General features: G+C 55.3%; 21 protein-coding genes. 15 read left to right on the forward strand and 6 right to left on the reverse strand.

Translation table 11 applies throughout. The annotated features are described in order from the left end of the window. Positions 1-5 precede the first annotated feature (5 nt). From recN to QZR17_RS05105, 10 genes are all read left to right on the forward strand, one after another. Positions 6-1,685 carry a DNA repair protein RecN gene (recN, locus tag QZR17_RS05060; RefSeq protein WP_297128475.1) on the forward strand — a complete coding sequence of 560 codons (1,680 nt, stop codon included), beginning with the start codon at positions 6-8 and terminating at the stop codon, positions 1,683-1,685. A 30-nt stretch (positions 1,686-1,715) separates the two neighbouring features. Continuing rightward, complete coding sequence (locus tag QZR17_RS05065) at positions 1,716-2,096, forward strand: RidA family protein (RefSeq protein WP_296158807.1); 381 nt, start codon at positions 1,716-1,718, stop codon at positions 2,094-2,096. Positions 2,097-2,284: 188 nt separating this feature from the next. After that, positions 2,285-3,529 (forward strand): MFS transporter, encoded by a 1,245-nt coding sequence (locus tag QZR17_RS05070; protein WP_297128479.1) that lies wholly within the window; start codon positions 2,285-2,287, stop codon positions 3,527-3,529. After that, positions 3,526-4,074, forward strand: coding sequence for a shikimate kinase (locus QZR17_RS05075; RefSeq protein ID WP_297128482.1), 549 nt, complete (start codon positions 3,526-3,528; stop codon positions 4,072-4,074). The genes QZR17_RS05070 and QZR17_RS05075 overlap by 4 nt, the downstream gene beginning before the upstream one ends. Position 4,075: 1 nt before the next feature. After that, on the forward strand, positions 4,076-4,825 hold the full coding sequence (locus QZR17_RS05080) for a C10 family peptidase (RefSeq protein ID WP_297128486.1): 750 nt from the start codon (positions 4,076-4,078) through the stop codon (positions 4,823-4,825). Then, on the forward strand, positions 4,822-6,036 hold the full coding sequence (locus QZR17_RS05085) for an MFS transporter (RefSeq protein WP_297128489.1): 1,215 nt from the start codon (positions 4,822-4,824) through the stop codon (positions 6,034-6,036). Before QZR17_RS05080 ends, QZR17_RS05085 begins: the two co-directional genes overlap by 4 nt. After that, a complete protein-coding gene (gene hemN / locus QZR17_RS05090) occupies positions 6,026-7,393 on the forward strand; it encodes an oxygen-independent coproporphyrinogen III oxidase (protein WP_297128492.1) in 1,368 nt (455 codons plus the stop codon). Before QZR17_RS05085 ends, hemN begins: the two co-directional genes overlap by 11 nt. 84 nt (positions 7,394-7,477) lie before the next feature. Then, positions 7,478-7,936, forward strand: coding sequence for a CD225/dispanin family protein (locus QZR17_RS05095; protein ID WP_297128495.1), 459 nt, complete (start codon positions 7,478-7,480; stop codon positions 7,934-7,936). Between the two features lies 1 nt (position 7,937). Beyond that, entirely contained in the window at positions 7,938-8,318 is a 381-nt protein-coding gene (locus tag QZR17_RS05100; protein ID WP_297128498.1) for a DUF2752 domain-containing protein, read from the forward strand. Between the two features lie 153 nt (positions 8,319-8,471). Next, positions 8,472-8,888, forward strand: coding sequence for a hypothetical protein (locus QZR17_RS05105; protein ID WP_297128501.1), 417 nt, complete (start codon positions 8,472-8,474; stop codon positions 8,886-8,888). Positions 8,889-9,053: 165 nt separating this feature from the next. Here the strand turns inward: QZR17_RS05105 and QZR17_RS05110 are convergent, their stop codons facing one another. Further along, positions 9,054-9,632, reverse strand: a complete 579-nt coding sequence (locus tag QZR17_RS05110; protein ID WP_297128504.1) for a hypothetical protein — start codon at positions 9,630-9,632, stop codon at positions 9,054-9,056. A 646-nt stretch (positions 9,633-10,278) separates the two neighbouring features. On the opposite strand from QZR17_RS05110, the gene QZR17_RS05115 reads away from it, so the two are divergent. From QZR17_RS05115 to QZR17_RS07915, 5 genes are all read left to right on the forward strand, one after another. Next, on the forward strand, positions 10,279-10,722 hold the full coding sequence (locus QZR17_RS05115) for an OsmC family protein (protein ID WP_297128507.1): 444 nt from the start codon (positions 10,279-10,281) through the stop codon (positions 10,720-10,722). 229 nt (positions 10,723-10,951) lie between these two features. Next, a complete protein-coding gene (locus QZR17_RS05120) occupies positions 10,952-12,001 on the forward strand; it encodes an aminotransferase class I/II-fold pyridoxal phosphate-dependent enzyme (protein ID WP_297128510.1) in 1,050 nt (349 codons plus the stop codon). A 112-nt stretch (positions 12,002-12,113) separates the two neighbouring features. Continuing rightward, positions 12,114-14,393, forward strand: a complete 2,280-nt coding sequence (locus QZR17_RS05125) for a family 20 glycosylhydrolase (RefSeq protein ID WP_297128512.1) — start codon at positions 12,114-12,116, stop codon at positions 14,391-14,393. A gap of 106 nt (positions 14,394-14,499) precedes the next feature. After that, positions 14,500-17,382 (forward strand): M16 family metallopeptidase, encoded by a 2,883-nt coding sequence (locus tag QZR17_RS05130; RefSeq protein WP_297128514.1) that lies wholly within the window; start codon positions 14,500-14,502, stop codon positions 17,380-17,382. Positions 17,383-18,104: 722 nt separating this feature from the next. Further along, positions 18,105-18,293: a helix-turn-helix domain-containing protein gene (locus tag QZR17_RS07915; RefSeq protein WP_363171395.1), complete on the forward strand. Its 189-nt coding sequence runs from the start codon at positions 18,105-18,107 to the stop codon at positions 18,291-18,293. Here the strand turns inward: QZR17_RS07915 and QZR17_RS05135 are convergent. Genes QZR17_RS05135 through QZR17_RS05155 form a run of 5 tightly spaced genes read right to left on the reverse strand, consistent with a single transcriptional unit; the run spans position 18,240 to position 23,400 of the window. Continuing rightward, positions 18,240-18,938: a TorF family putative porin gene (locus tag QZR17_RS05135; RefSeq protein ID WP_229039390.1), complete on the reverse strand. Its 699-nt coding sequence runs from the start codon at positions 18,936-18,938 to the stop codon at positions 18,240-18,242. The two genes, QZR17_RS07915 and QZR17_RS05135, sit on opposite strands and share 54 nt — an antisense overlap. A gap of 41 nt (positions 18,939-18,979) precedes the next feature. Beyond that, positions 18,980-19,570: a K(+)-transporting ATPase subunit C gene (locus tag QZR17_RS05140; RefSeq protein ID WP_297128516.1), complete on the reverse strand. Its 591-nt coding sequence runs from the start codon at positions 19,568-19,570 to the stop codon at positions 18,980-18,982. Positions 19,571-19,583: 13 nt separating this feature from the next. After that, positions 19,584-21,602, reverse strand: a complete 2,019-nt coding sequence (kdpB, locus tag QZR17_RS05145; RefSeq protein WP_297128520.1) for a potassium-transporting ATPase subunit KdpB — start codon at positions 21,600-21,602, stop codon at positions 19,584-19,586. 3 nt (positions 21,603-21,605) lie between these two features. Next, positions 21,606-23,312: a potassium-transporting ATPase subunit KdpA gene (kdpA, locus tag QZR17_RS05150; protein ID WP_297128523.1), complete on the reverse strand. Its 1,707-nt coding sequence runs from the start codon at positions 23,310-23,312 to the stop codon at positions 21,606-21,608. Between the two features lie 7 nt (positions 23,313-23,319). Next, entirely contained in the window at positions 23,320-23,400 is an 81-nt protein-coding gene (locus tag QZR17_RS05155) for a potassium-transporting ATPase subunit F (RefSeq protein ID WP_004347514.1), read from the reverse strand. Positions 23,401-23,758 lie beyond the last annotated feature (358 nt).

Here is a 23,758-nt window from a genome sequence, read left to right on the forward strand (position 1 = left end):
AGTATATGATCACACACTTGCACATCAAGGATTTTATCCTCATAGACCACCTCGAGTGGGACCTCCGAGGGGGCTTTACCTCGATCACCGGTGAGACCGGTGCCGGTAAGTCCATCATCATCGGAGCCATCGAGCTCCTCCTCGGAGGTCGAGCAGACATCCGCAAGATGCTCCGCTCCGGTGCCTCAAAGGCGGTGGTCGAGGCCTCCTTTTGCTTAGAGGAGCGGGTTGGCCTGAAGCCTATTTTTGAGAAAAACGATCTCGACTACAGCTCCACCTGCATCCTACGGCGCGAAGTGCTCAAGAGCGGGAAAAGCCGAGCGTTTGTCAATGACACACCGGTATCAGCTGGCTTACTCAAGGAGATCGGGGATCACTTGGTCGACATCCACTCACAGCACCACAATAGGCTCATCGGGGATCCGGACTTCCAGCGCTCCGTGATAGACACCCTCTCGGACAATCAGGGGGAGCGAGAGGCTTACGCCGAGAAGTACGCACTCTACCGGAGACTGTCCGCTCAGCTCACGTTGGAGCAGGAGCGGGTGCGCAAGCAGCGAGAGGAAGAGGACTACATCTCCTTCCAGTACAAGCAGCTGAGCGATGCCCACATAACATCGGGCGAGGAGGCAGAGGTTCGTGAGCGTCTCACGATGGCGGAGCATGCCACAGAGATCTCCCAACTGATGCAGGAGCTGGCAGGGCTTGACGGCTATGGTCGCGAGGAGGAGGTCTCGGTGCTGTCGAGACTGCACACCCTCGCCCACGACTGTAAGGGCTTTGCCGATACCTTTGCCCCCGCAGGGGGATACGGGGAGCGGCTGGAGGCGGTCTACATCGAGCTTGCCGACATCAGTAGCGATGCGTCTCGTCAGCTGGACGAGATAGAGATCGACCCACAGGAGGTCGCCCGGCTCCAGGATCGGATGAACCTCCTGCAGTCTCTGATGTACAAGCACAACGTATCGGATGGGGACGAATTGATCCAGCTCCGTGACCAGTATAAGGAGCAGCTGGACTCCATCACCTCGGCGGACGATCGCATAGAGGAGCTACGCCGAGAGGTGGAGCGAGCTCGCCACGATGCAGCGGAGCTGGCACAGCAGCTGACGAAGAGCCGAGAGCGAGGGATCAAGTCCTTCGTCCCCTCCCTTATGGAGGCGATCGATGAGCTCGGCATAGCGGGTGCCTCCTTCAAGGTCAGTCTCACCAAGACCAAGGATCTGAGCCCCACCGGTGAGGATGAGATCCAATTCCTCATAGCGACCAATAAGCAGACGACTCTCCAGCCGATCGATGAGATCGCCTCCGGCGGAGAGATCTCCAGGATCATGCTTGCTCTCAAGGCGATCATCGCTGAGCGGCAGATCCTCCCGACGATAATCTTCGACGAGATAGACACCGGGGTCAGCGGTCGGGCCGCCGAGCAACTCGGGCGGATCATGAGGCGACTCAGCCGGCACCTCCAGGTGCTCTCTATCACTCACCTGCCACAGATCGCCGCACAGGCGGACCATCAGGTGGTGGTCGAGAAGGAGGAGGGCCAAGACACCTACAACACCTCACTCCGACCCGTCGAGGGCGAGGAGCGAGTCGCAGCAATCGCTGCAATGCTGAGCGGTGCCGCTCAGACTGAGGCAGCTCTTGACAACGCCAGAGAGCTGCTGACACACACCGAAGACTAATCCCAAACCAATCACTTATACAAACCAATCATGTCTAAAAAAGCTATTTCTACAGAGAAGGCACCGGCAGCCATCGGTCCCTACTCACAGGCGATCTGCACCGGTGATCTGCTCTTCATCTCAGGCCAGCTGGGCCTCAACCCCGAGACCGGCAAGCTCGCCGGTGACACTGTCGAGGAGCAGTGCAGACAGTCCTTTGCTAATATCAAGGCGATCCTCGCCGAGGCCGGTATGACGATGGACAACGTCGTCAAGTGCATCGTCTACCTGACCAATATGGGAGACTTTGCCTCCGTGAATAAGATCTATGCGGAGCAATTTTCTGCTCCCTTCCCGGCACGATGCGCCTTCGCCGTTAGCGCCCTCCCGGCAGGTGGCGTGATCGAGATCGAGGTGACTGCAGCCAAGTAAGGCGATCACATTAGTACAAAAAAGGCGGGTACTGATCCTATTCCGGATCAGTGCCCGCTTTTTTTGCTAAGAGCGAAAGCGAGACCACACATCAAAATTGTATGATGCGCTGACTGTGAAAATCTCAGGCAAAAGGACCACGCAAAGGGGCGCGATTGTGTACCTTTGTGGCTCAAAGAGCAAAAGTCATGACTGAAAATCATACCCAAGATCAATCCTCAGTCCGCCGTCAGGTGCTTTCAGTGATTGTCCTCTTCGGCATCATCAGCATGCTGGGAGACGTCGTCCACGAGTCCGCTCGCAGTGTCAATGGTCAGTACCTCAGTCTCCTCGGCGTGTCGGCGGCTCAGGTGGGGCTGGTATTCGGTCTGGGCGAATTCATCGGCTACGCGCTCCGTCTCATCTCCGGTGTCATCCTCGACAAGAGTGGCAAGTACTGGCTCTTCCTCTTCCTCGGCTACGGGGTCCACTTCGTGATACCACTGATGGGCTGCACCACCAGCTGGGGCGTACTCATCGTCCTGATCCTGACAGAGCGGATCGGGAAGGCCTTCCGCAGCCCGGCCAAGGACACGCTCCTCTCCGGGATATCCGAGCGGCAGGTGGGACTGGGCTTCGCATTTGGGCTGCAGGAGGCACTGGATCAGCTCGGCGCCTTTCTCGGTCCACTGATCTTCACCGCAGTCTTTTACTACGCTGGTCAGAGTGGCGTGGGGGAGTTTCAGCTCGGGTACAAGCTACTGGCGATCCCTTTCGTTGTGCTGATGCTCTTCCTCGTATACGTCTGGCGACGGGTGTCACGCTTAGAGCGTGAGCATGGCGCTGTCGCTCCGGTGGGGGAGCCGGGGAGGCTGAGCCGGATGTTCTGGATCTACTCCGCCTTCACTTTCTTCACCGCCTTTGGTCTGCTCAATTTTGGGATCATCGGCTATCACCTCAAGGTGCAGTCCGTTATGTCCGACACGATGATCACGATGCTCTACGCTGGCGCCATGGGTGTCGATGCCCTGGTGGCGCTGCTCATCGGGCGAATGTACGACCGACTGAAGGAGCGGACCGGCTCCAAGACGGGGGGCATCCTCGTCCTCCTCATCGTGCCACTCCTCACCCTGCTGCTGCCTATCCTCACCCTCAGCACCTCAGTCCCGGTGGTCATCTCCGGGATGGTGGTCCTGGGAGTGATCCTCGGCGCTCACGAGACCGTGATGCGCTCAGCGATAGCCGACCTGACGCCCTACAAGAAGCGCGGACTCGGCTTCGGGCTCTTCAATACCTTCTACGGGCTGGCACTGCTTGCCGGATCAGCTCTCAGCGGGCTGCTCTACGACAAGGGGCTGACAATGGTCATCATCATCCTCACCGCTGTATCGGAGGGGATTGCCCTCGTCTTCTATGGAGTTATGTATCGTAAGGTAAGAGCAACAGCAGCGTGAGACCACTATTCCTCATAGGACTCCCCGGAGTGGGCAAGAGCACCATCGGCAGGATCGTTGCCGAGAGGCTCGAGCTGACATTTGTCGATACGGACCTCTTCGTCGAGAGTCGGTACCACGCCACCATCTCATCGATGATCGCTTGCTGCGGGATCGACAAGTTCCGCAAGAGAGAGCGAGTGGCTCTGCTGGAGCTGCTACAGGAGGAGGACACCCTCATCGCCACTGGTGGAGGGCTACCTATATGGGAGGACAATATGGACCGCATGCTCGCCCATGGGCTGGTAGTCTACCTCCGATCACCGCTGGACCTACTCGCCGAGAGGCTCTACAGCGTCCGAGCGACCCGGCCGGCAGTGGCAGAGAAGACGCGGAGCGAGGTGCGCGACTACCTCGAGATGGTGTCGGAGAAAAGGGAGCCCTACTACTCTCGAGCACAGGTGGTGGTGCCGATTGGTCACCTGAGGAGTGCGGAGGAGGAGCGCGAGGCTGCGGAGCAGGTGATAGAGGCGATCCGACAGCATATGGAGAAGGAGGATGTCTGAGATGGAGAGAAGAGAAAGCCTCAGGGCACTCCTCAGCGGCTCTGATCTCATCACGCCCGAGGAGGTGACCGAGTACATCCCGATGATGGTGCGCACGATATGGCACCAGGGTACCCCCTTTGACCTCCATACTCCGATCCGAAGAGGACTGCGGCACTCCTCACCCATCGGTCGCTCCCCGGCCGGCTGTGCACCCGTGGCGCTGGCTCAGCTACTCACGCAAGTAGCGGTAGACCGCGGCTCCCGAAATCCTCTCTTCCGCTCCCTCGAGCGGGTCTCCGCCCTCGATCCCCGGGTCACCTCCACCGCCTCCGAGCGGGAGATGGCAGGCCGATTTCTCTCGGAGATAGGCACCGCCCTCTCGACGATCTACACGACCGACTTTGGTCTCACCTGGCCGTGGCGTATCCGCCTTCTCCTCACTCGGATGGGCTTTCATCAGGCGAGGCTCCACTGGTGGGGGCTGAGAGAGATGATCGAGCGGAGCCTTCGAGAGGGACTGCCGGTGATCCTCACTGCCGGGCGGGAGGACCTCACCTTCCACACTTGGATCGTGGATGGACTGCTCCGCACGGAGGATGCACTCTATCTCCACTGCAACTACGGCTGGGGTGGTCGGGCCAATGGGTACTACCGCTATGGGCGATACGACGTATCCCGAGGACCGATCTTCCGCAGCCCCGAGGAGCAGAGGCTACCCCGCACCTCCTCAGGACGATACCACCTCCTCCCCTCCGTCATCACCCTATGAGACAGAAAGATAACACTCTATACCGAGCTGAAGCACTGACACTGGGGACGTTTTTCTGCCTCTACGTGGCGCAGTCGATCCCCTCGAGCTTCCTCTCCACAGCACTGCAGGTGATGATGCGGGAGCAGCAGTTCTCCCTCTCCTCCATCGGGCTCCTCCAGCTGGTCAAGCTCCCGTGGATCCTGAAGTTCCTCTGGGCACCCTTGGTGGACCGGCACTGTCTGACGGTGCGGGACTACAAGCGCTGCATCATCGTCTCGGAGGTGATCTACGCCGGGCTCCTCTGCGCCATAGGTCTGCTGCAGGTAAGTAGCGACATCTACCTGATCCTCGGGCTGATCATTCTAGCGCTGATCGCCTCCGGGACACAGGACATCGCCACCGACTCCCTCGCAGCGCTGAGCTACGGAGGGCGCGACAAGAGTCTCGTCAATACGATGCAGTCCTCAGGAAGCTTTGCCGGCACACTGGTCGGTAGCGGGCTGCTCTTGGTCGTCCTACACCGCTACGGCTGGCAGGTAGTCCTGCTCTGCCTGGCACTCTTCGTGCTGCTGGCGCTAGTACCCTTAGGGCTGGAGCGGCAGATCTCTTTTGAGAAAAAAGATCCCAAGCGACGTGCCGGGATCGGTGACTTCGCCCTCTTCTTTTCCCGGAAGGGGATCTGGCGCCAAGTGCTCTTCCTCCTACTCTTCTACTCGGGCCTGATGGCGATACTGCCTATGCTACGTCCGTGGCTGGTGGACCAGGGGTTTGATATGGGCTCCATAGGCATCCTGAGCGGTCTGCTCGGCACCGGTACCGCCTTTGTCAGCTCCCTCGCCTCGGGCTTCGTCGTCCGTCGCATCGGGATCTATCGGGCGCGGAAGTACTTCGCCACACTGATCTTAGTCGCCACACTCTACTTCCTCACGCTGACGCAGGTCGAGGTCAGCACGCTCCTCGTAAGCATCGGTGTGATGCTCTTGTGGGCGGCTTACGGGAGTGCAACGGTCGTCGTCTATGTCTCCTCCATGGAGACCCTGCGTGCGGGCCGCGAGGGGACAGACTTCACGGTGCAGATCGTCATCACCCACCTCTGCGGCATGGGGATGGCTATCCTCGGTGGCGTGGTGGCAGACCATACCGGCTACAGTGGACTCTTTGCCCTTGCGGTACTGCTGGCGCTCATCTCACTTATCTATATACACCTTGTCTTTAAGAATGAAAAATAGCGATACCCTCCTCGAGAAGTACAATCAACCTGTCCCCCGCTACACCAGCTACCCGCCTGCCAATTTCTTCCACAGCATAGAGCCGAAGGACTTCCTCGCTGCCGTAGAGGCATCCAATAGTGCCTCGGACAACCACGTCTCCTTCTACATCCACATCCCCTTCTGCCGCCAGCTCTGCCACTTCTGCGCCTGCAATTCCTACCCGATGGCTCGCCCGGATCGCATAGAGGCTTATGTGGAGGCGCTCCATAGAGAGATCGACCTGATCGCCAGACACCTCACCCCGGGACGCAAGATCTCACAGATCCACTATGGCGGCGGCAGTCCCACTGCCATACCGGTCCACTACCTCCGCGAGCTCAATGAGCACCTCCTCTCCCTCATGGAGACGATCGACCGACCGGAGATTGCGATCGAGTGCCATCCCGGCTACCTCGATGAGCATGCATGGGCAGAGCTGATTGACTGCCGCTTCAGTCGCTACAGCCTCGGGGTGCAGGACTTTGACGAGGAGGTGCTCCGGATCGTCCATCGTGAGCCCCCACTCCTCCCCGTAAGCGAGATCGTGTCGATGCTACACGATGCGGGGGCGACGGTCAATATGGATCTCCTCTTCGGTCTGCCGCACCAGACGGTAGAGAGCTTTGCGAGGTCAGTCCGGATGGCGGCAGAGATCCATCCGGAGCGGATAGTCACCTTTAGCTATGGTCACGTGCCATGGGTGCATAAGCGGCAGCTGATCTTAGAGCGGGCAGGGCTCCCGGAGCCGGAAGAGAAGCAGGCTATGTACCGCCGTGCTGCCGACATACTCCACGGTGAGGGCTACAGATCCATCGGGATGGATCACTTTGTCCTCCCGTCTGACGAGCTCAGCATAGCGCTTGATGAGGGACGACTGAGACGAAATTTCCAAGGGTACTGCACCCTCAGGACCACGGCGCAGGTCTACGCTCTCGGCGTCACCGGCATCAGCCAGCTCGGCACCGCCTATGCGCAAAACGGGCGAGACATCACCGAGTACATCGACACCCTCAGTGCCGGGAGACTCTACACCGAGAGAGGCTACCTGCTCTCCCCGAGGGAGCAGATCGTCCGTGAGGTGATCGAGACGCTGATGTGTAACTACCGCCTCCGGTGGAGCGAAGTGGCTGAGCGGCTCGGCATAACTGCAGAGGAGACTATGCAGGCAGTGGTGTACGACCGGGACAAGCTACACGAGATGGCGGCTGACGGGCTGATAAATCTGACCCCGGAGGGTATCGAGCTGCCTATCGGCTCTCCCTACGTACGCTACGTGGCCGCCTCACTCGATCCCCTGATGCAGCAGACGGATAAGCGCTTCTCCAAGCCGGTGTGAGCCGGCACTCTCCCTCGTGGCACCGGTGGTGTTTTTTACATAACTTTGCTCTTAGACACAACCACGCTTACCAGCACAAAACTTATGTCAGAGTACTACATACTGAACGGATCTGAGCAACAAGGACCATACACCATCGACCAACTCAGGGGGAGAGTGACCCCACAGACCTATGTGTGGAGAGAGGGACTTGCCGACTGGGTCCAGGCGATCAACCTCCCTGAGCTCTCAGGACTACTTGTCCCTGAGGGGGCTGTACCTCCACCCACACAAGGGCAGACTATGACCACTAAGCCCAAGGACTATCTCGTGGAGTCGATCCTGGTGACCATCTTCTGCTGTATGGTCTTCGGGATCCTGGGGATCGTCTACTCCGCGCAGGCCAATAGTGCCTTCTCGAGCGGAAACGTCGCCGCAGCCAACGAATTTTCCGCTAAGGCGAAGCAGTGGGTCACTTACGGCTTCTGGAGCGGCATTGCCGTAGCTGGGATCTACCTATTCCTTATGATGATTGGTGTCGCCTCAGGCATATCCCTAAGCTGAGATGCGCCCCCGCATCAGGTATCTCCTCATAGTACTGGCACTTGTGGTGGCAGCTGTCGGCTACAAGTGCCTCGACCCATCCGTGGCACCGATCTTCCCGAGGTGTCCCTTTCGGCTACTAACGGGGTACCTCTGCCCAGGCTGTGGGTCCCAACGGGCGATCCACCATCTGCTCAATCTCGACCTCGCCGGAGCCTGGCAAATGAACCCCCTCTTCGTCATCGCCCTACCCTACCTCGCTCTCGTACTGCTCCTCCAGCCACTCGCACACCGCTCCCCTCGCTGCGCCAGACTTAGGGACCTCCTCGTGGGCTACCGCGCATCGGTCTTGATCTTGGTGGTGATCCTGCTCTTCTGGATTGGTCGCAATATAGTGGCGTAGCCATCAGGATTGACACAAAAGCTCCTCCCGTCCATTTTCGACAAGCTTTTGTGACAAAGAAAAAGACTAATTAACGGCGAAAATTTGGTTCAATCACCGATATATTAGAACTTTGTGATGCTAAATGTTTCACCAAACCAAAATAGCAAGATTATGAAAGTCAAGAATATTCTCATCGCCGCAGCGGCACTCGTAGGTCTCACCCTCTTCGCATCTTCGTGCAAGGAGGATGACGGAAATATCCCCGAGAATGCCTCCTCCATTGCCAACACCAAGTGGGTGGCAGAGGTCAAGGACAATAAGACCGACATCGACCCCGTGGCGTGGATCCTCACCTTTGATGGCAACAACCGCTTTACCCTCACGAGCAAGGCGGGCAGTCTGGGTGCCGTGAGTCACTCCGGCACCTACATCTACAAGCACCCCAAGGTAACCCTCAGCCTCGACAAGGCTTGGGACGCACAGCCGACAGTACTCTCTTTTGACCTCACCAGGACCTCAGAGGAGACGCTCACAGGCTACCTTTTCACCAAGAAGGTTAAGGTCATCTTTACAAAGGAGAAGAAATAACCTCCTCCCCAAAAGCCGAAGAGAGCACCGCAGACGACCATCTACGGTGCTCTCTTCGCACATCAAGCAAAAGCCGGATTATTGCTCTCTATCAATGGAACGAGTCGTCTATGGTCTATTTGCCCCATCTGACGAAGCATTATAACCAATTGAATTTGAAAACACTTAATGCCATTCGACCTTGATATTTTTGAACTGGATCTCATCAATAGAGAAGCCCACTTGAGGTGTCAATATTAGCACCTGAGCTTCCTGTAACTTCTCAGGACTTAGATCGTCAAAGGTGACTGATGCCTTGACGACTATGCCTTTATAGATATCAAGGAAAGACTCCTCTCCCCCAACTTCACCTTTGGAACAAACGTAACGATTTCCATATAGGTCTATTATAGTATGAGGAGGGTAAGATGTCCCCATAGAGACACTTGCTTTCTTCGCTGATGTCACTATCTGGAATTGAGCTGTAACAGTTCCACTCTCGACATCACCAGCTAGGGACAAAAGGCGATACTCCACCCCACTTTTACCAACCTGTGATACAGTTGGTTTTCCATAATCCACAGCCTTCCGCAGACGATTGTTTTGCTGATCAAGCTGATCAAGTCGTAGCGAGAGGGTGGAAAGCTGAGCTGAGAGATCTGCAATGGTCTTCTCAAGGTCAGTGACACGACTTTCAAGTGTCGTCTGCCCAATTGCACTGCTGCAGATGACTAGAAAACTCAGTAGAAGCACAAGTCTCTTCATATCTTTACTATTCTTAGGTGTGAATGATAATGGCAAGCAATATTACCTAAAATATCTGTTTCTACTCCATCTGTCGAGTAACGTCATAAGATGTGCTGAATATATCTAATCTAATGACGCAGAGCCACCACTATTTATGTCAGGGCTGACGCATTTGAGCGTTACAGAAGCCACTCAACTCACTGTGAAGAGTGGTGAACGATGCACCCCGACAGGGGTGCTCGCTCCATAGGCATCGGTCATCCGCGAAGCGGTGACCGATGTACAGAGCCCCAGCCTACCACCTCGACCCCTTGTGGGTCGCCGAGCAGACATCTCCAATGCCGGCGACCCGCAAGGGGTCGAGGGATGATGTGTACGCTTATACATCGGTCATCGGCACTTCGTGCCTCGACCGATGCCTATGGAGCGTGCATCCTTCGGATGCGGGAGAGTCTCCTATGTAGCGGTCTTCACATACGCTCCTGTCCGATGACCCTAAGGAGGTCGTCAGGGCGAGCACCCCGATAGGCGTGCTCGCCTTTTACCTGGGGGAGACCTTGAGCAAATCCAAATGCGTCACCCCTGCTATTTATGTCACCACGCAGACACAATTAAAACATATGTGGTATGTTTGAGACAGAAATAAATGAGCAATCACACAAATATGAGTGAAAAGAAAACCATCAAGCTGGTGGCGAGAGCCACCTCAGAGACCGACTGCCGCACGGAGATCAAGGTGCGGAAGTTCACCTTCCTCACCGATGAGCCGACCAACGAAGGCGGCACCGATAAGGCTGCCAATCCGGTCGAGGTGCTCCTTGGCGCCCTCGCCGGCTGCGTCAATGTCGTCGCACACCGAGCTGCTGAGCGCATCGGCATCGACCTCAGGAGTCTTCGCCTGACGGTCATCGGTGAGCTGGAGCCTGAGCTAGGACCGGCTATCCGGAGGATCGACATCCGTATGGAGGCAGACCTCGAGGCCGATGCCGACCAGAAGCGCCGCTGGCTGGATATGACCGAAGCCCACTGCCCCATCGCCCAGACACTCATCCGGGGCACCGAGGTTCACCTCGACCTGATCAAGAAGCAGAGGGACATCTGCTGCTGAGAGAGCCCCATTTTGCCCTCCGATACCATCCATATCCCCCTCCGAACTAATATCGGTATTAGCGGAGACTAATATCGGTATTAGAGAAAACTGATACCGATATTAGACGAATCTAATACCGATAAAGAAAATTCGTCTGGCCTCCCCCTGCCATGCTCTCGAAGCGGAACGGGGGTGTGGGCGATTATTGGTACCTTTGGTCTTGGAAAAATAGAACTCATTGCTATATATGACTCACACGGTAAAAGGGTCCGCTCACAAGGAGCAGGACATGGAGCCCGAAGTGGTGCTCGACTTTAGTACCCTCAAGTGGCAGGGAGCGCGTCTGGAGCCGATCAGGGAGCATTTGGTCAATCACATCGACCTCATCTCTAAGTCACCCGGCGACAGCAGCACCCGCATCGCCCGGCTACTCTCCCGACGGCTGGAGATCGACGAGGACGAGCTACTCATCACCGATGGCGGTGATGGGGCCGTACGACTGATCGCCGATGCACACCGAGGAGCTTGCTCGCTGATCCTCCCTCCCACAGGGATGGAGTTTCGGCAGGCACTGCACCACGCCGGCCATGAGGTAAGGGAAGCCCCGGAGGGGACCCAGCTGGCAGACTTAGTCACAGAGGGTGTCGACTTCGTCTGGATCTCCGTGCCGAGTAACCCGGACGGCAAGGTCTATCGTCACAGAGACCTCCTCGCGCTCCTCAAGAAGCATCCCGACACGACGATCATCGTCGACCTCTCTATGCGGAAGTATGTCCTCGAGGAGACGCTGAAGGTGTCAGACATCCAGAAGTACCCCAATCTCGTGGTGCTCTCCTCCTTCTCCCGCGCCTACAACCTCGCCGGGCTCTGCGTCGGTTACATCTGCGCCCGGCCCGACTTCATCAATGGTCTCAGGGAGGACTACGTCCCTACCGGGATCAGCTCGCTCGCGCTGGAGGCAGTCCACTACGTGCTGGTGCACCCCGCATCCTTCACGATCCCCATCCGTAAGTGGCTGAGGGACGCACGACTGCTCGCCAAGGAGATCGACAAGATCGAGGGCTTCGAGAGCAGGCTCAGTGATGCTCCATTCTTCATAGTAGAGTGCAGCAGTCCCGCTCAGCAGGTGGCGGAGTACCTGCTCAAGGAGCACCACATCCTCGTCGGTACAGCAGCCAAGGGGATCGACATCCATGGCAACGAGCTACGCATCGCCCCCCTCCCCCATCAGGCGGAGAATGACGCCCTCATCGAGGGGCTCAGAGGCTGGGCTGAGGCAGACCACGCGACGCTCTGAGACGACGAGACTGACCATATCATGAGTGTACACCCCGACCGTAAGGCGAGAGACCTTAGGTGGACAGGAGTGTACACTCTTTTTTAGCTTTACACCCCATACCACAGAGACCATGAGACACCCAGCGATCACTTTCACCCTCCTTCTCCTCATCCTATCGAGCTGTCACCTGGGAGGGGGCAAGTCCTCCGACTACCCTGCCCTGCTCCCGATGCCCGAGGAGGTGGTCTGGCAGGATGGTGGCGTGGTGCCACTCACCAAGGGGCACACGATCGTCCTCCCCTCGGCGGACGAGCGAAACCGCATCCTCGTTGAAGGACTCAATGCGGATCTCAGCAAGGCAGGCCTGCCCACTCTGGAGCTCACACCGGAGTACACTTACGGCTCGGTCGTCTGCACGATTGACGCCAAGGAGCTGACCACCCCCGGGGCCTACACCCTCTCTGTCAAGCGTGGCGGTATCCGGATCACTGCTGCCGACGAGGACGGGATAGGCTACGCCATCCAGACTCTTCGGCAGCTGATCCTGCCGACAGGGATCGCGATGGTGGAGATCAAGGACAAGCCTCGGCTCGAGTATCGCGGACTGATGCTGGACGAGAGCCGCCACTTCTTCGGTGTGGAGGAGGTGAAAAAGTTGCTCGATGAGATGCAGCGGTACAAGCTCAATCGCCTCCACTGGCACCTCACCGATGCCGGCGGCTGGCGCTTGGAGATCAAGAGCCGCCCACTCCTCACTGAGCGAACCGCCTATCGCACCGAGAGCGACTGGGTGAAGTGGTGGATAGAGGGCGACCGGCGCTATGCAAAGGAGGGGACGCCCGGTGCCTACGGAGGATACTACACCCAGGAGCAGGCACGGGAGATCGTCGCCTACGCTGCCGCCCGAGGGATCACGGTGATCCCGGAGATCGAGATGCCGGGCCACAGCGAGGAGGTGCTGCATGCCTACCCGGTGCTGAGCTGCAGCGGTAGAGCTCGGCGAGGGGAGAGTGACTTCTGTATCGGCAACCCGATGAGCTACCAGTTTCTCCGCGACGTGCTGAGCGAGGTGTACGACATCTTTCCCTCCGCCTACATCCACCTTGGCGGGGACGAGGCGGGCAAGCAGGCATGGAAGAGCTGCCCCAAGTGTCGGGAGGTGATGCGCCGTGCGAAGCTCAAGGACGTGGATGAGCTGCAGAGCTACTTCATCCACCGTATGGGCGAGATGATTGAGAAGGACGGTCGACACTTCATCGGCTGGGACGAGATCCTCGAGGGAGGCTTGGCTCCCGGAGCGATCGTCATGTCGTGGAGAGGCATGGAGGGTGGTCTCCGGGCCGCCCGCAGCGGGCATCAGGTGATCATGACCCCCAGCCCACAGTGCTACCTCGACTATTATCAGGAGGACCCTCTCTCCGTGGACTACGAGAGCAACGAGGGCTACTGCGACCTCGCCCAGACCTACGCCCTCGACCCGGTGCCGGAGGAGCTTACCCCTGAGGAGCGTGCCCTGATACACGGGGTGCAGGGAAATATGTGGACGGAGTATGTCAAGACGAATGAAGCTCTTGAGTACAAGATCTTCCCCCGCCTCCTCGCCATCGCCGAGATCGGCTGGACACCGCAGGAGAAGCGATCGTGGGAGGACTTCCGCATACGGATCAATCGGCACATCCCCATGCTCCACGAGCGGGACATACAGGCATATGATCTGACCAATGGGCTTCGGCCCGAGACCGAGGTCGACCAGGATGCCGGTCTCACCCGCATCCGCTGGACCACAGAGCTGGACCCCTGCGAGATGAGGTACCGAGTCGATGGCAAGGTGCCCGAGATGAGTGACCCGCAGATCCGGGAGGACCAGACGATCGAGGTGCGTGACAGCGCTGACATCGTCGTCCGGCAGTTCCGCAACGGCGAGCCGGTAGGCGATCCCGTCACGCTCCGGGTGGACCACCACCGCGCCATAGGCAAGCCGATCCGGTGGGAGACGCCCGTGGAGGGCAAGTACAGCGGGGGAGGATTTGAGACCGTCCTGACGGACGGCTACCGCGGGTCAGTCTCCTTTGGCGACGGACGCTGGTACGGCAACATCGTCACCCCATCCAATATCGGCATACTCGACATGGGCGAGAAGATGCTGATCGATAAGGTCACCACCCGCTGCATGCACAATACCATCCCGGGGATCTACGCCCCCGAGTGGGTGGAGCTCTCCGTCAGCAGCGATGGCGAGGAGTGGACGGTGGTGGATCGCATCGAGTCCTCGCTCGACCCTGCGGATAGGAAGCTCCACTTCGAGACCTTCACATTCTACCCTCATACCACCTGCCGGTACCTCCGGATCCAGTATGAGGAGGCGCAGCGGGGGCAATTCCTCTTTACTGATGAGCTGGTGGTCTGGTAAGAGAAGCGCGTAAAGCGAGTACCTTAGGACTTGAGACTACCAACTTTTTCCCCTAAATTTGCCTACAAATAAAACTACAAAACTTATATACAAAATCAATCAACACATGAGTAACCACTTTCTTACCCTCCTCTCCGGAGTGATGAGTCTCGCCGCTGTGGCAATACTCCCCGGTAGAGCGCAGGATGCACAGCAGCAGACCCCACCGCTGCCGATCGACAAGGATGTGCGGATGGGCAAGCTCGACAACGGGCTCACATACATCATCCGTCACAACGAGAAGCCCAAGGATAGAGCGCACTTCTACATCTCTCAGCGCGTCGGCAGCGTCCTCGAGGAGGACACCCAGCGCGGTCTCGCTCACTTCCTTGAGCACATGGCCTTCCAGGGTAGCAAGAACTTCCCCGGCAAGGGCATGATCGACTATCTGGAGAAGAATGGTGTAAAATTTGGTTCCAACCTCAATGCCTATACCGCCATCGACGAGACGGTCTACCAGATCATGAACGCCCCTACGACGAATCAGAACTTCGTCGACTCCTGCCTCCTGATTCTCCACGACTGGAGTGGCTACCTCGACCTCACCGATGAGGAGATCGACAACGAGCGCGGTGTGATCCAGGAGGAGTGGCGCACGAGAGACAACGGCTCCATGCGTGCCCTCCAGCAGTTGCTCGTCTCAGCCTTCCCCGAGGGACACCGCTACGGCAATCGTCTACCGATCGGCACGATGGACGTCGTGATGCACTTCCCCTACGATGCCCTCCGCAAGTATTATCACAAGTGGTACCGCCCCGACCTCCAGGCAATCATCGTCGTCGGAGACATCGATGTGGACCACGTAGAGGCGCAGATCAAGAAGACCTTCTCCTCCATCCCTATGCCGGAGAATCCCGCTGAGCGCGTCTACTTCGACGTACCGGATAATCCCCAGCCAAAGGCGGCTGTGATCACCAATCCCGAGGTCACCGGCACCCAGATCTCTATCGCACAGACCTACGATGCGATGCCTAAGGAGCTCAAGGCTACCGCCGTCGGCTTCCTCAATAACTTTATGTCCAACGTCATCAGCAAGCTCTTCGCCAACCGCTTTGATGAGATCCTCGAGCAGCCCAATGCACCCTTCCTTCACGCCTCTGTCGGCATCGGATCCTTCATCGTCGCCCAGACGGAGGACGCCTTCCAAGCCGATGTGGTCGCCGAGGAGGGCAAGTACGCCCGTGCCCTCGAGGCTCTGACCGCCGAGCTGGCTCGCGCCCGCAAGTACGGCTTCACCGAGGGAGAGTACAGCCGTGTGATCAAGAAAGTCCTCGCCGACTTCGACAACGGGGTCAAGGAGAAAAAGAATAGGACCAACGAGGACTACGCCATCGAGTACTCCGCCTACTTCACCCGCGGCAGCTACATCCCCGGCATCGAGACCGAGGCTATGCTCGCCCAGCAGATGGCCCAGATGATCAACGTCCAGGCGATCAATCAGCAGCTGGCACAGATGATCCCCGAGCAGGCGGGGAAGAATTTCTTCATCTCCATCATGGCGGTGCAGAAGGACGGCCTCACCTACCCGACCCCCGAGGAGCTGCTCGCGGAGTTTGACAAGGGGATGAAGCAGGAGGTGGAGCCCTACAAGGAGACCGTCTCCTCCGAGAGCCTGATGGAGCAGCTGCCCCAGCCCGGTGCTGTCGTAGCCACGAAGGCTGACCAGGCATTCAAGTCCACCAAGTGGGAGCTCTCCAATGGCATCAGCGTCTACCTCCTCCCGACCGACTATGCTGACAATGAGATCAACATCCGTGCCGTCAGCCCCGGCGGTCTCGTCCGCGAGGATCCGAAGGACATCAACGTCCGCGCCACCAATGACTTTGCCGAAGTAGGTGGCTACAGCGGCCACACGCCCAATGAGATCGAGAAGATCCTCACAGGGCGCAAGGTCTCCGTCTCTGCATCCATCGGTCGCACCAGCGAGACGATCTCCGGCTACGCTGCCAAGAGCGACGCTGAGCAGCTCTTCCAGGCGATCCACCTCATGACCACTGACCTCCGTAAGGATACCGCGCTCTTCAGCGCTGCCCGCGACCGTCAGGTAGCGATGCTGGAGGCGGCCATGAGCAACCCCACCAAGACCATTCTCCGCGACTCTCTCCCCTCTATGATCTACGGTGGCAATCCTGAGGCACTTCCCCTCACCATTGACCAGATCAAGGCGCTCGACTACGACAAGATCCTAGAGACCTACAAGAGCCGCTTCTCCGATATGGGCGACTTCACCTTCTTCATCGTCGGTGACTTCGAGCTCGACTCCATCAAGCCTCTCGTAGAGCGCTACATCGCCACCCTGCCCAATACCGCCCGCGGTGAGACCTGGCAGCGTGAGCTCGCCCTCCCGATGGCTAAGAAGTCAAGCGACCACCACTTCACCTACGAGGTGAGTACGCCCTCTGTCTTTGTCATCGACATGCTGATCAAGGACAACGCCACCTACGACCTCAAGAACATCCTCATGGCCGAGATCCTCAGCTCGATCCTCGACCAGCAGTACCTCGTCTCCATCCGTGAGGAGGAGGGCGGTACCTACGGCGTCTCCGCCATGGGCTCCGAGGACGAGTTCCCCACCCCCACCTCACAGATGATGATCGTCTTCCAGACCAATAAGGAGCAGGCCGAGCACCTCAATCAGAGAGTCAAGGACGAGATGAAGGAGATGGTCGAGAAGGGGCTGAATAAGGAGTTCTTCGAGAAGGCTGTCCTCAATATGAAGAAGCAATTTGACGAGAACCAGCACAAGAACGGCTACTGGATGAACCAGCTGGAGATGCAGGTACTCCGTGACCGGAATACCAATGACAAGCTACTCGAGACACTCGACAGCATCACCATCGAGGATGTCCGCCAGTACCTCAAGGGTCTCATGACCGACAATACCTACCTCGAGATGATCGCCATCGGCGAGCCCGCAGCCAAGGAGGCTGCCGCTAAGCCCGCTGCCTGATCGCGCGAGGAGACACACCCCTAATCAATCACTGAGCCGCAGTGGAGCACCCGCCCCGCTGCGGCTCTCTTTTTTCCCTCTTTTCCCGCTCAATCCTATTGGACTTATAGGTCAAATAATGGACACATAAGGGTATAAGGCAGTATTTGGCTAAGTCGTATTTGGAGGTGGAGGGAGAGGGACGTGCATGATTTCACAACCTTACCCCCGTCAGGTCGCACCCCATCTTGAGGTATTTCAGTCACAGGTAGAGCAACGCTAAGGCTAAAGCACATCGCCTCATTAGCGTCAACTACAAAGCAGGTAACACAGACTTCTTCCTCTACCGAGTCGCCCTTCACTTCTCCTGAATCCCTCCCCTCAACAAAGGTACTCTCTCACCCCCCCTCCCAGCACATCAAAATGCGAATTAGCCAAAATGCGAATTAGCCAATTATTTCCAGCAGCGTGAAAGTTCCTAGGTTCAACTTCGAAGTGCAACACTAGAGGAAAAAGTTTGGCGAGAGTCCCCCGCCCCCATCCCCCCTTTGGGGGTGGAGGGGGACTCTCGCGTCGACCAGACTCACCTCTTCGATCCCCCCAAATGAAAAGAGGAGACCGAAGTCTCCTCAAAATGAGTTACTTTTACATTATCCCAAATATTTCTATTTATGTATAAGCAACTCACTTCATCACAAAGGTACGTAATTTAGAATGGACTTAAGGAGAACGTGCCACTCCGTATGATTGCACGTCTGATCGGAGTTAGTCCTTCTACCGTCAGCCGAGAGATAAAGAGAAACTCCTCGAAAACAGGAGTATTCATCTCTGCCATAGTCGATGATGATTATGGCACGGTCGTCATAATTTCGGGCACATCAAAATCCTATACCTGCACCGGCAACGAGATAGACATGGTCGTTGGTGGGTGAGACTATTGCTTGAACAAAGAGTGGTATCGAGAATTTACCAGATATTCCAAAACTCTTCGATGCTTTCAGCGATACATCGGTTATTGCGGCCTTGCCGTTATAGTAGCCTTTCCATGGTGTAAAGCCAATTGATGGCGTCAACGTCACTTCGGCCGGGCAAGCGATGTCGTATGACGCATTGATGTAAGTTGAACAGCAACGCTTGTCGCTGTCCGTACGCATATCGGCTCCGGCAAACCATGTTGACCAACTGAGAGTAAGAGGCAGTTTAGTGCTGAAGTTGTAAGCAACAGTCGCCTCAAAGTGATGGCCTCCATCTATGGGATTGTCTGTTGGACCTTGCTTGTAGTAACCATAAGGATTATGCAATCCGCCCCACCAATAATCTGTCAATGTGGCTGATAATCCACCAATGGAGTAAGATAGATTAATGTCCAGTTCTTGAACGTCGCGGTCAGCATTATTTGTCAGACTCTGACTACACCATGCCGACAGGGACAATCCTTTGTACGACAAGCCAAGACTAGGCTGCACCGAAAAGCCGGAGTTCTGGTCCATTCCACGCCATACGTAGTTATTTACCAAGTCAATGTTGCCATTCACGGTTACTTTGTCTTGTGCGGAAGCGGCTGACGATAAGGTCATGACCGCTCCCAAAATAGATGCGAAAATAATTTTTATCTTCATCATTTTTGTGAAATCAAGATTGGTTTAAGTTTATCAAGAGCTACATTCAGTTTCAATACATTTACCTTTGCAGGACCGAATAGGCCAAGCAACGGACGTTCAATGGATTTCTCAACCAATGTTGCAACTTGCTTTTCATCGAGATGCCTTGCGGCAGCTACTCGTTTCACCTGCACCCGAGCTGACTGCGGAGTGATGTCGGGGTCGAGTCCCGAACCGCTCGCCGTCACCATTTCAGCCGGCACGTCCTTGCGCTCAAGGTATGGATGATGTATCAGGAAAGAGTCTATACGTGTCTCCACGTCGACAAGATATTCGGGATTCGTAGGTCCCTTGTTGCTGCCACACGAGTTGGCAGCATCATATCCATCGCCTGCACACGAGGGTCGTCCCCAAAAATATATGTCTTTGGTGAAGTACTGCCCTACGTTGGCTACACCTACCACTTTGCCATCCACTTCCACAACTTCGGCATTACCATTTCCCGGACCTGCCACTTTGCCAAAAATCCATAATACCATTACATAACCGAGGTACAGGAACATGCACAATACCATCGTTAGCCTGAAAGCTACTATAAAATTTTTCATATCTGTATTTCAATTAAAAGAATAAACCTACGATTAAATCAATCAGTTTGATACCCACAAATGGAGCAATGATACCTCCCACTCCGAATATCAGCAGATTGCGTCGGAGCAAAGCGCTTGCCCCTATCGGCTTGTACTTCACGCCACGCAATGCCAAGGGGATGAGCAGCGGGATGATGATGGCGTTGAAGATGACGGCCGAGAGAATGGCACTCTCGGGAGAATGAAGATTCATGACGTTCAGAGCTGCAAGTTCTGGTATGGATACCATGAAGAGGGCAGGCACAATGGCAAAGTATTTCGCCACATCGTTGGCGATGGAGAAGGTGGTGAGTGTGCCACGTGTCATGAGCAATTGCTTGCCAATCTCAACGATCTCAATGAGCTTTGTCGGGTCGTTGTCAAGATCTACCATATTACTAGCCTCCTTGGCCGCTTGAGTACCGCTGTTCATGGCCACACCCACGTCGGCCTGTGCCAATGCTGGAGCATCGTTGGTGCCGTCGCCCATCATGGCAACGAGTTTGCCGTTCTTCTGCTCTGCTTTAATATAGTTCATTTTGTCTTCTGGCTTAGCCTCGGCAATGAAATCATCCACTCCAGCTTTCTCTGCGATATATTTGGCAGTCAGTGGATTGTCACCAGTCACCATAACTGTCTTCACACCCATCTTATGCAGACGCTCAAAACGCTCACGGATTCCTTGTTTAATTATGTCCTGTAGTTCGATGACTCCAACAACTTTTTTGTTGACAGTCACAACAAGAGGTGTACCGCCATTGCCACTTATGGATGTCACGAGACAAGAGATATGCTCGGGAAAGGTGTAGCCGGCATCCTCGGTAATATGACGCATGGTTTCGAAGGCTCCCTTGCGAATCTCTGTGCTGTCCTTCAACACGATGCCCGACGACTTCGTCTCGGCAGTAAACTTTATCATGTGGGCACCCTCGGTGTGCAATGCCCTCATCCTGAATCCGTCGTTTCGTCCAAGCTCTACTATTGACTTTCCCTCGGGAGTATCGTCGGCAATTGAGGAAAGGAGGCATGCCTGTTCAAATTCGGCCTTATCCACCCCTTCGGCAGGATAGAACGCAGTGGCCTTACGGTTGCCAATGGTGATGGTTCCTGTCTTGTCAAGCAACAGCGTATCCACGTCACCCGCTGTCTCCACAGCCTTACCGCTTTTAGTGATGACATTGGCACGCAGCGCACGATCCATACCGGCAATACCGATGGCAGAAAGTAGGCCGCCGATGGTTGTTGGTATCAGGCAAACGAATAATGAGAGGAACGAGGCTATGGTGATCACTGTACCCGTATAGTCGGCAAAGGGCTTTAAAGTGACGCAGACTATCAAGAACACCAATGTGAACACTGCCAACAGAATGGTAAGTGCAATCTCGTTAGGGGTCTTCTGACGTGATGCACCCTCCACGAGGGCTATCATCTTGTCGAGGAAACTCTCGCCAGGTTGCGTAGTGACAACCACACGGATATGGTCGCTAAGCACTTTTGTACCACCAGTGACACTGCTCTTATCGCCACCGGCTTCGCGGATGACTGGGGCAGACTCACCTGTGATAGCACTCTCGTCGATGGAGGCAAGTCCCTCAACAATCTCACCATCGGCAGGAATAACATCGCCGGCATCGCACACAAACTCGTCGCCCTTCTTCAGAGAAGAACTGCTGACGGTTTTGATATTACCGTTCACATACAGCTTTGCTGGCGTCTCCTCGCGCGTCTTGCGTAGGCTGTCAGCCTGAGCCTTACCACGTGCTTCGGCTATGGCCTCGGCAAAGTTGGCAAACAGCAGGGTGACGAAGAGGATAAGCAAAACCCATGCGTTGTAGGCAAACGAGCCTTGCTCGCTGCTAAACGCCGAATAGATGGTCACGGGCAGCATAACGGCAGTGCAAATCTCCACCGTGAACATAATGGGGTTCTTTATCATCTGCCTCGGGTCGAGCTTCACAAACGACTGTTTGATGCTCGCTATAACAAGTTCTTTTTCAAATAGATTGTTCATAACTTACAATGTTAAGTGTTCGGCGATTGTACTTAGTGCATGTACGGGGAAGAACGACAAGGCTGCCACGATGAAGATGACGGCAAAGGTCATCACACCGAATGTAACGGTATCAGTTTTCAGCGTTCCTGCACTTTCGGGAATATATTTTTTCTTAGCAAGAATACCAGCTATTGCCACCTGACCTACGATGGGCACAAAACGTCCAAGGATAAGCACTATGCCACACGAATAGTTCCAGAACCAGGTGTTGTCACCCAAGCCCTCAAAGCCGGAACCATTATTGGCGGCCGACGATGTGTATTCGTAAAGCATCTCGCTCAGTCCGTGATAGCCGGGATTGTTGAGCCATCCGCCCTCACTTGCAACGAACTCAGGAGCATGAACGAAGAGGTATGCCGCCAATGCAGTGCCGACGAGAATAATAAACGGATGGAGCAAAGCTACCATCGAGGCTATCTTCATCTCGCGTGCCTCCACCTTATGCCCTAAGAATTCAGGAGTTCGTCCCACCATCAGTCCACTGATGAACACTGCAATGATAAGGAAGGTAAAATAGTTCATCCAGCCAACACCAACACCGCCAAACCAAGTGTTTATCTGCATATTCAGCATCTCTATCATTCCCGACAATGGCATGGTGGAGTCGTGCATTGAGTTGACCGAGCCATTGGAGGTGACAGTGGTAGTGACACTCCACAATGCACCAGCGGCCGAACCTATGCGCACTTCCTTGCCTTCCATAGCTCCTCCATTCTGTGCAATCCCCATGGCACCTATCCGTGGATTGCCGTTCATCTCCTGATACATGTTGATGCCCACACCCACAAGATAGGCAAAGAGCATCACTCCAAAGATGCTATAGCCCAACTTGCAGCGTTTCAGATAGAAGCCGAATGCAAAAGCCAATGCCATCGGGATAATCAGGATACTACAACACTCTACTATATTTGTAAGGTAAGTGGGGTTCTCAAGCGGATGCGATGAATTCACGCCGAAATAACCGCCACCATTCGTTCCAAGTTGTTTGATGGACACGATGGCTGCCGTAGGGCCTTGCGACACCTCCTGTTTCTGACCTTCAAGGGTGGTCAGCTCCATCTTTCCGTCGAAGCCCATGGGTGTACCTTCCACTATCAGAATCATACCTACAACTAAAGACAATGGCAATAAGATGCGGGTAGTGCTCAACACCAGATAACGCCAGAAGTTACCAATAGTCTGCGTTGTTTTTGCCGCCAAACCCTTCATGATACCAGCCATTGCTGCCATACCTGTAGCGGCTGTGATGAATTGGAAGAGCATGATGACAAAGAGTTGCGTGAAATAAGTCAGACCGCTCTCACCGCTGTAGTGCTGCAGGTTGCAGTTAACCATAAACGAGATACAGGTATTGAAAGCCTGGTGGCATGTCTGTCCGATGTTGCCGTCGGGGTTGAGAGGCAATACTCCTTGTGCTACCAAGAGCACCATACCCCACACAAACCAGAAGAGGTTCACCACAAGCAGTGCACGGAGAAACTTCTTCCAGTCCATCTCCTCGTCGGGATTCACACCGCTCAACTTATACATAAGGCGTTCCACCGGCTTCATGAAGTCGAGGTACGTTCGTTCGCCTTTATACACTCGGGCAATATACTTGCCAAGTGGCCAGGCGAGTCCCACCATAAGGACAATCTGTAGGATTACTCCCAAAACTTCCGTATTCATACGTCATTTAGAATTTTTCGGGCTTGATGAGTACGTACATTAGGTACGCAAAAACCACCAAGCTGATGATAAATAATGTTGTGTACATAATCTCTACCTCCTTTTTAGATTTTCTCGAACCAGTCGATACATTTGAAGAATAGCCAGAAGCAGCCTATGCCGCTCAACAAGCAAATTGCGAAACCGATTGTAAACAAATCCATTTTCTTTCTGTTTTTAAAAGTTACACATAAATGTTTTTAAAAGTGCGAATTCTCGCCCTGGCAAAGCTCGAGTAAACTCGACTTTGTTCATATGGCTTAACGAAATCGTTGTCACCTTATGTATCGCAATGGATGTGCCAAATATGTTTTTAATCATATATTATGCTGTGTATCAATATCATACAAAGATAAAGATTGAAAATGTAGCAAATAAAAACCCTTCCAAAATGAAATAAACACATT

It is taken from the genome of uncultured Porphyromonas sp. (genome assembly GCF_900541275.1).
In the GTDB taxonomy this organism is placed as follows: domain Bacteria; phylum Bacteroidota; class Bacteroidia; order Bacteroidales; family Porphyromonadaceae; genus Porphyromonas_A.

Coding starts and splice junctions, on each gene's coding strand:
- recN (WP_297128475.1), top strand. CDS start 6: ATGATCACACACTTGCACATCAAGGATTTTATCCTCATAGACCACCTC.
- QZR17_RS05065 (WP_296158807.1), top strand. CDS start 1,716: ATGTCTAAAAAAGCTATTTCTACAGAGAAGGCACCGGCAGCCATCGGT.
- QZR17_RS05070 (WP_297128479.1), top strand. CDS start 2,285: ATGACTGAAAATCATACCCAAGATCAATCCTCAGTCCGCCGTCAGGTG.
- QZR17_RS05080 (WP_297128486.1), top strand. CDS start 4,076: ATGGAGAGAAGAGAAAGCCTCAGGGCACTCCTCAGCGGCTCTGATCTC.
- QZR17_RS05085 (WP_297128489.1), top strand. CDS start 4,822: ATGAGACAGAAAGATAACACTCTATACCGAGCTGAAGCACTGACACTG.
- hemN (WP_297128492.1), top strand. CDS start 6,026: ATGAAAAATAGCGATACCCTCCTCGAGAAGTACAATCAACCTGTCCCC.
- QZR17_RS05095 (WP_297128495.1), top strand. CDS start 7,478: ATGTCAGAGTACTACATACTGAACGGATCTGAGCAACAAGGACCATAC.
- QZR17_RS05100 (WP_297128498.1), top strand. CDS start 7,938: ATGCGCCCCCGCATCAGGTATCTCCTCATAGTACTGGCACTTGTGGTG.
- QZR17_RS05105 (WP_297128501.1), top strand. CDS start 8,472: ATGAAAGTCAAGAATATTCTCATCGCCGCAGCGGCACTCGTAGGTCTC.
- QZR17_RS05110 (WP_297128504.1), bottom strand. CDS start 9,632: ATGAAGAGACTTGTGCTTCTACTGAGTTTTCTAGTCATCTGCAGCAGT.
- QZR17_RS05115 (WP_297128507.1), top strand. CDS start 10,279: ATGAGTGAAAAGAAAACCATCAAGCTGGTGGCGAGAGCCACCTCAGAG.
- QZR17_RS05120 (WP_297128510.1), top strand. CDS start 10,952: ATGACTCACACGGTAAAAGGGTCCGCTCACAAGGAGCAGGACATGGAG.
- QZR17_RS05125 (WP_297128512.1), top strand. CDS start 12,114: ATGAGACACCCAGCGATCACTTTCACCCTCCTTCTCCTCATCCTATCG.
- QZR17_RS05130 (WP_297128514.1), top strand. CDS start 14,500: ATGAGTAACCACTTTCTTACCCTCCTCTCCGGAGTGATGAGTCTCGCC.
- QZR17_RS07915 (WP_363171395.1), top strand. CDS start 18,105: ATGATTGCACGTCTGATCGGAGTTAGTCCTTCTACCGTCAGCCGAGAG.
- QZR17_RS05135 (WP_229039390.1), bottom strand. CDS start 18,938: ATGACCTTATCGTCAGCCGCTTCCGCACAAGACAAAGTAACCGTGAAT.
- QZR17_RS05140 (WP_297128516.1), bottom strand. CDS start 19,570: ATGAAAAATTTTATAGTAGCTTTCAGGCTAACGATGGTATTGTGCATG.
- kdpB (WP_297128520.1), bottom strand. CDS start 21,602: ATGAACAATCTATTTGAAAAAGAACTTGTTATAGCGAGCATCAAACAG.
- kdpA (WP_297128523.1), bottom strand. CDS start 23,312: ATGAATACGGAAGTTTTGGGAGTAATCCTACAGATTGTCCTTATGGTG.
- QZR17_RS05155 (WP_004347514.1), bottom strand. CDS start 23,400: ATGTACACAACATTATTTATCATCAGCTTGGTGGTTTTTGCGTACCTA.